Annotated in this window: 6 protein-coding genes; 5 read left to right on the top strand and 1 reads right to left on the bottom strand. The window is 74.7% G+C overall.

Annotation, left to right across the window (positions count from 1 at the left end; genetic code table 11):
* The first annotated feature begins 134 nt into the window (after nt 1-134).
* From ACFWUZ_RS14155 to ACFWUZ_RS14175, 5 genes are read left to right on the top strand one after another with little or no spacing between them, the layout of a single operon-like run.
* Entirely contained in the window at nt 135-1,448 is a 1,314-nt protein-coding gene (locus ACFWUZ_RS14155) for a hypothetical protein (protein ID WP_384371761.1), read from the top strand.
* Nucleotides 1,449-1,455: 7 nt separating this feature from the next.
* Nucleotides 1,456-2,136: a DUF4129 domain-containing protein gene (locus tag ACFWUZ_RS14160; protein WP_384371763.1), complete on the top strand. Its 681-nt coding sequence runs from the start codon at nt 1,456-1,458 to the stop codon at nt 2,134-2,136.
* Nucleotides 2,133-3,335 (top strand): DUF4350 domain-containing protein, encoded by a 1,203-nt coding sequence (locus tag ACFWUZ_RS14165; protein WP_384371765.1) that lies wholly within the window; start codon nt 2,133-2,135, stop codon nt 3,333-3,335. Before ACFWUZ_RS14160 ends, ACFWUZ_RS14165 begins: the two co-directional genes overlap by 4 nt.
* A complete protein-coding gene (locus ACFWUZ_RS14170) occupies nt 3,332-4,312 on the top strand; it encodes an AAA family ATPase (protein ID WP_384371767.1) in 981 nt (326 codons plus the stop codon). Before ACFWUZ_RS14165 ends, ACFWUZ_RS14170 begins: the two co-directional genes overlap by 4 nt.
* The gene (locus tag ACFWUZ_RS14175; RefSeq protein WP_384371769.1) at nt 4,312-5,622 is read left to right on the top strand and encodes a DUF58 domain-containing protein; all 1,311 of its coding nucleotides are present in this window, start codon (nt 4,312-4,314) and stop codon (nt 5,620-5,622) included. The genes ACFWUZ_RS14170 and ACFWUZ_RS14175 overlap by 1 nt, the downstream gene beginning before the upstream one ends.
* 7 nt (nt 5,623-5,629) lie before the next feature.
* Here the strand turns inward: ACFWUZ_RS14175 and ACFWUZ_RS14180 are convergent, their stop codons facing one another.
* Complete coding sequence (locus tag ACFWUZ_RS14180) at nt 5,630-6,157, bottom strand: hypothetical protein (protein WP_384371771.1); 528 nt, start codon at nt 6,155-6,157, stop codon at nt 5,630-5,632.
* Nucleotides 6,158-6,456 lie beyond the last annotated feature (299 nt).

Raw genomic sequence — 6,456 nt, forward strand, 5'->3', positions numbered from 1 at the left:
GGGACGGCCAGGGGGTACGCGGCCGACCGGGCCCGTACCCAGCCCCTCACCCCCTACGCCGTTCGGGGGTCCCACGTGGCACGATGTCAGCGACCAGCGCCCCCGCCGCAGCAGATGCACGTGAAGGAGCGACGATGAACGACTCTCCGGGCTGGGCTACGCCCGGACCCGCGTCCGACGGCGAGCGGCCGGGGGCACCTGCCGACCAGTCCGGCGACGGCACCACGCAGCCGCCCGCGCAGCCCGCAGGCGACCAGAAGTGGTCGGCCCAGCAGCCCCCGCCCGGCCAGTGGTCGAGCCCGGGCACCGACGCACCCGGCACCCCCGGCCAGAACGCCCCCCAGGCCCCCCAGGGCCAGGGCTGGGGCTCGTACGGCCAGCCGTACGGCCAACACCCCGGCGGACAGCCCGGCGCCCCGTACGGAGGCCAGTACGGCCACCCCGGCGGCCCCGGCCAGTGGGGCAAGCCCCCCGCCGCCAAGCCCGGCGTCATCCCGCTGCGCCCCCTGGGCCTCGGCGAGATCCTCGACGGCACGGTCAGCACCCTGCGCGCCCACTGGCGCGCGGTGCTCTCCTTCAGCATCGTCGTCGCCGCCGTATTCCAGGTGATCCTGGTCCTCGTCCAGCGCTACGCGGCGAACGACATCGCCACCTTCAGCCCCGACGAGCGGACCACCCCGTCCGAGGCGCTCGCCGTCATGGGCGACGCCATGCTCTTCTACGCGTTCAGCTACTACGCCGAGATCCTCGGCCTGTTCCTCGTCACCGCGCTCCTCGCCCCCGTCGTCAGCGCCGCCGTCCTCGGCCAGAAGTCCTCGGCCTCCTCCACCCTGAACGCCCTGCGCCCGCTGTGGGGCCGCCTGCTCGGCCTGACCCTCGTCCTGTTCGCGGGCGCGGTCGCCGCCGGCATGCTGCCGATGCTGCCCGGCATCCTGACCGGCAGCCCCGCACTGATCGCCCTCGGCCTCCCCGTCGGCCTCGTGCTGCTGGCCTGGTTCTACGTGGTCTTCCTGCTGGCCCCGCCCGCCCTGATGCTGGAGCGCGGCAGCGTCGGCGACGCCCTCAAGCGCTCCGCCAAGCTCGTCAAGGGCTCCTGGTGGCGCGTCTTCGGCATCAGCCTGCTCACCGCCCTCATCGCCAAGATCACGGCCGCGGTCATCGTGACGCCCTTCGCGATCGTCGCCATGGTCGTGTCCCCCGGCGGCTTCGCGGGCTTCCTCGACGGATCCAGCACCCAGAACTGGACCTTCCTGATCATCACCGCGATCGGCTCGGTCATCGCCGCCGCCGTCACCCTGCCGATGCAGACGGGCGTCACCAGCCTCCTGTACATCGACCAGCGCATCCGCCGCGAAGCCCTCGACCTGGAGCTCGCCCGGGCCGCCGGCCTCGACCACTACGGCACGACCGCCACCCAGCCCGGCGGCGGACCGGTGACCGGAGGCTGATGCACCCATGATGAGCACGGGGGGCCTCATCAACCGCACCGGAACGCTCCTGCCGCGAGCGGAGACGCCACCGGTGACGACACCGCGCGACCCCGCCCGGGAGGCGGCCGAGCACGAGCTGTCGAAGCGGATGTACCACCAGAACGACCCGAGCCTGCTGGACCGCGCCCTGGACCGGTTCTGGGAATGGGTCGGCGCTCTCTTCGACCGGGCCTCCGGGGCGACCCCCGGCGGCCCGGTCGGCCTCCTGGTGATCCTCGTCCTCGTCGTCCTCGCCGTCGCCGCCCTGTGGTGGCGGCTCGGCTCCCCCCGCCGGGCCACCAGCGACGCGGGCACCCTCTTCGACGACCGGATCCGCAGCGCCGCCGACCACCGCAGGGCCGCCGACGCCCACGCGGCCGCCGGCCGCTGGACCGAAGCCGTCCAGGAACGCATGCGCGCCGTCGTCCGCTCCCTGGAGGAACGCACCCTCCTCGACCCGCGCCCGGGCCGCACCGCGGACGAGGCCGCGGCCGAAGCCGCCGTCTCCCTCCCCGACCACGCGCAGGACCTGCGTGCCGCCGCCCGCGCCTTCGACGACGTCACCTACGGCGGCCGCACCGGCGACGCCGAGACCTACGACCGGCTGCGCACCCTCGACCTCACCCTCGACCGCGCCAAGCCGCTCCTGACGGGACCCGCCGCATGACCGGCCCCACCCCGGCCCCGGGGTCCACCTCCACCGCCCCCAGCCGCGCCGCGCTCTGGCGCCGGACCCGCGGCACCGTGGCCGTCGCCGGCATCCTCCTCGCCTCCGCGATCGCCCTGGCCGCCGTCGGCACCGGCACCCGCCACGGCCACCTCGACCCCCGCTCCGCCGACCCCACGGGCAGCCGGGCCGTGGCCGAACTCCTCACGGAACGCGGCGTCACCACCCGCGTCGTCACCACCGCCCGCGAGGCCGCCGCCGCCTCCGGACCCGGCACCACCCTCCTGGTCACCGGCCCCGACATGCTCGGCGAGTCCCAGCGCCGCACCCTCCGCTCCGCCATGGACCTCTCCGGCGGCCGTACGGTCCTCCTCGGCCCCGGCAGCCCGAGCCTGACCGGCCTGGCCCCCGGCGTGCGCACCGCAGGCCACCCCTCCGCCGACGACCTCGCCCCGGCCTGCGCCCTGCCCGCCGCCACCACGGCCGGCCGCGCCACCACCGGCACCGGCCTGCGCTACAGCACCACCCTCCCCGGGGCCACCGCCTGCTACCCCAGCGACGGCCACCCCACGCTCCTCGTCCTGCCCACCGGCACCACCGGGGGCGACACCGTCGTCCTGGGATCCGAGACGATCCTCCTCAACGAGAGCCTCGCCGAGGAGGGCAACGCCTCCCTCGCCCTCCAGCTCCTCGGCTCCCGCCCGGACCTCGTCTGGTACCTCCCCACCCTCGCCGACACCGACCCGGAGGCCGCCCCCGCGGAGGAGAAGAGCCTCTTCGACCTCATCCCCGCCGGCTGGTCCTGGGCCCTCCTCCAGCTGTTCGTCGCCGCCGCCCTCGCCGCCCTCTGGCGCGCCCGCCGCCTCGGCCCGCTCGTCACGGAGCACCTGCCCGTCGCCATCCGCGCCTCCGAGGCCACCGAGGGCCGCGCCCGCCTCTACCGCAAGGCGAACGCCCGCGACCGCGCCGCGACCGTGCTGCGCGCCGCCACCCGCGAACGCCTCGCCGCACTGGTCGGCGTACCGCACACCCGGGCCCACGACCCCGCGGCGCTCGTCCCCGCGGTCTCCGCCCGCCTCGCGGACGGACCCCGGGACGTCACCGCCCTCCTCTTCGGCCCCACCCCTTCCGGCGACGCGGCACTCGTCGCGCTCGCCGACCACCTCGACGCCCTCGAAAGAGAGGTCCGTACGTCATGACGTACCCGGCCACCGAGTCCGCCGCCGCGGACAGCGCCCGCGCTTCCCTCGAAGCGCTCCGCACCGAGATCGGCAAGGCCGTGGTCGGTCAGGACTCCGCCGTCACCGGTCTCGTCGTCGCCCTCCTGTGCCGCGGCCACGTCCTCCTCGAAGGCGTCCCCGGCGTCGCGAAGACCCTCCTCGTACGGGCCCTCGCCGCGTCCCTCGAACTCGACACCAAGCGCGTCCAGTTCACCCCGGACCTGATGCCCAGCGACGTCACCGGCTCGCTCGTCTACGACGCCCGCACCGCCGAGTTCTCCTTCCAGAACGGCCCGGTCTTCACCAACCTCCTCCTCGCGGACGAGATCAACCGCACGCCCCCCAAGACCCAGTCCTCCCTCCTCGAAGCGATGGAGGAGCGCCAGGTCACGGTCGACGGAACCCCCCGCCCGCTCCCCGAGCCCTTCCTCGTCGCCGCCACCATGAACCCGCTCGAGTACGAGGGCACGTACCCCCTCCCCGAAGCCCAGCTCGACCGCTTCCTGCTCAAGCTCACCGTGCCGCTGCCCTCCCGCGAGGACGAGATCGGCGTCCTGACCCGCCACGCCGCCGGCTTCGACCCCCGCGACCTGCACGCGGCCGGCGTCCGCCCCGTCGCCGGCCCGGAGCAGCTCGAAGCCGCCCGGGAAGCCGTCGCCAAGGTCTCCGTCTCCCCGGAGATCGCCGGGTACGTCGTCGACGTCTGCCGCGCCACCCGCGAATCGCCGTCCCTGACCCTCGGCGTCTCCCCCCGCGGCGCGACCGCCCTGCTGGCCACTGCCCGCGCCTGGGCCTGGCTCACCGGCCGCGACTACGTGACCCCCGACGACGTCAAGGCCCTCGCCCTGCCCACCCTCCGCCACCGGGTCCAGCTGCGCCCCGAAGCGGAGATGGAGGGGGTCAAGGCGGACGCGGTCATCACCGCGATCCTCTCCCACGTCCCCGTACCGCGCTGATGGCCCTCACCGGACGCGCCGCCCTGCTGGCAGCCCTCGGCAGCATCCCCGTCGGGATCCTCGAACCGAGCCTGGCGGGGCTCGTCGCGGTCAACGGCCCGCTCGTACTGGCCTGCGCGATCGACCACGCCCTCGCGGCTCCGGTCCGCACCCTCGGCCTGTCCCGCACGGGCGACACCTCGGTCCGCCTCGGCGAGACCGCGGACGTCCACCTCACGGTGACCAACCCCGGCGGCCGCAAGCTGCGCGCCCGGATCCGCGACGCGTGGCCGCCGAGCAGCTGGCAGCCCGGGACGGAGACCGCGGCCTCCCGGCACGAGGTCACCGTCCCGGCGGGCGAGCGGCGGCGCCTGACCACCCGTCTGCACCCGACCCGCCGGGGCGACCGCACGGCCGACCGCGTCACGATCCGCTCGTACGGCCCGCTGGGCCTGTGGGCCCGCCAGGGCACCCATGCCGTCCCCTGGACGGTCCGCGTCCTGCCGCCCTTCACCAGCCGCAAGCACCTGCCCTCCCGGCTCGCCCGGCTGCGCGAACTGGACGGCCGCACCAGCCTCCTGACGCGTGGTGAGGGCACCGAGTTCGACAGCCTCCGCGACTACGTCCCCGGCGACGACACCCGCTCCATCGACTGGCGGGCCACGGCCCGCCAGGACAAGGTGGCCGTCCGCACCTGGCGACCCGAACGTGACCGGCACATCCTGATCTGCCTGGACACCGGCCGCACCTCGGCCGGCCGCGTCGGGGACGCCCCCCGCCTGGACTCCGCGATGGACGCCGCCCTGCTCCTGGCCGCCCTGGCCACCCGCGCGGGCGACCGCGTGGACCTGCTGGCCCACGACCGCCGTGCCCGCGCCCAGGTCCGGGGCCGCCCCGCCGCGGACGTCCTGCCGTCCTTCGTGAACGCGATGGCCCCGCTGGAAGCGGAACTGGTCGAGACGGACTCCCGCACCCTGGTCTCCACCATCCTGCGCAGCGCCCCGCGCCGCTCCCTGGTGGTCCTCCTGACGAGCCTGGACCAGGCCCCGATCGAAGAGGGCCTGCTCCCCGTCCTCCCCCGCCTCACCAAGCGCCACACGGTCCTCGTGGCCTCCGTGGCCGACCCGCACGTCGCTGACATGACCACCTCGCGGGGCACCGTGGACGCGGTCTACGAGGCCGCCGCGGGCACCCGGTCCCAGAGCGAACGCCGCCGTACGGCCGACCAGCTCACCCGCCACGGGGTCCACGTGGTCGACGCCACCCCGGACACCCTGGCTCCGGCACTGGCCGACGCCTACCTCGCCCTGAAGGCGGCCGGCCGCCTCTAGAGCACCTCTAGTACTGCCACCGCGGCTGGCTGCCGTCCAGGCGGCAGTGGATCGTGCGACCGTTGCCCGCGCGCGTGGACCGGCCCACGTCGGCCTTGCGGCAGAACTGACCCGCGTTGTAGCAGTTCCCCGCGTTGGAGACGATCTCGCACTCGGCCGTCACGGGCCGGGTCGGCGCCTTCGTCGCGGGCGGCGCCGCCGACGTGGTCGCGGGCCTGGTCGCGGGCTTCGGCGCCTGCGTGACGGGCGGTTTCGGGTCGGCGGTACGGACGGCCACCGGAGCCGAGGGGCTCGGCAGGGCCGAAGGGGACGCCGAGGGGCTCGGCGTCGGGGACGGGGACGGGGACGGTATCTCCGACGTCGGCGACGGGACCGCCGAGGAGGCGGCCGGCGGTACGGAGACGGCCGGGCTGTTGCCTTCCGCGGGACCGCAGGCGACGGTGACGCCCGCCACCATCAGACCGACCAGCACCCGCCGGACGACCCCTCCCCTTCGTCTTCCACCTCTGTCGTCGCCGCCGTTGACCTCACGCATGTGTACCCCCACCCGAAACGGTTTCGAAGAAGGCACATCATAGGAACGGACGTACGTCTGCGATGGGTTTCCGCCACATCGTGACCTAAGAGCACCGCTACCCCATGTCGGCGATCTCCATCGCCCACACCCGGAAGGCCGCGCACACCCCTCATCCACGGTGCACTCGGTGTCGAGGAAGGGTTTGAGGACATCACCAACCGTCCCGGAACGCAGAAAAGCCCCGCACCGAACCCTGAAAAGGGCTGGTGCGGGGCTTCCGCAATGATTGTTCGGCGGCGTCCTACTCTCCCACAGGG

This window comes from Streptomyces sp. NPDC058646, from assembly GCF_042716875.1.
GTDB lineage: Bacteria > Actinomycetota > Actinomycetes > Streptomycetales > Streptomycetaceae > Streptomyces.

Coding starts and splice junctions, on each gene's coding strand:
- ACFWUZ_RS14175 (WP_384371769.1), top strand. CDS start 4,312: ATGGCCCTCACCGGACGCGCCGCCCTGCTGGCAGCCCTCGGCAGCATC.
- ACFWUZ_RS14155 (WP_384371761.1), top strand. CDS start 135: ATGAACGACTCTCCGGGCTGGGCTACGCCCGGACCCGCGTCCGACGGC.
- ACFWUZ_RS14180 (WP_384371771.1), bottom strand. CDS start 6,157: ATGCGTGAGGTCAACGGCGGCGACGACAGAGGTGGAAGACGAAGGGGA.
- ACFWUZ_RS14170 (WP_384371767.1), top strand. CDS start 3,332: ATGACGTACCCGGCCACCGAGTCCGCCGCCGCGGACAGCGCCCGCGCT.
- ACFWUZ_RS14165 (WP_384371765.1), top strand. CDS start 2,133: ATGACCGGCCCCACCCCGGCCCCGGGGTCCACCTCCACCGCCCCCAGC.
- ACFWUZ_RS14160 (WP_384371763.1), top strand. CDS start 1,456: ATGATGAGCACGGGGGGCCTCATCAACCGCACCGGAACGCTCCTGCCG.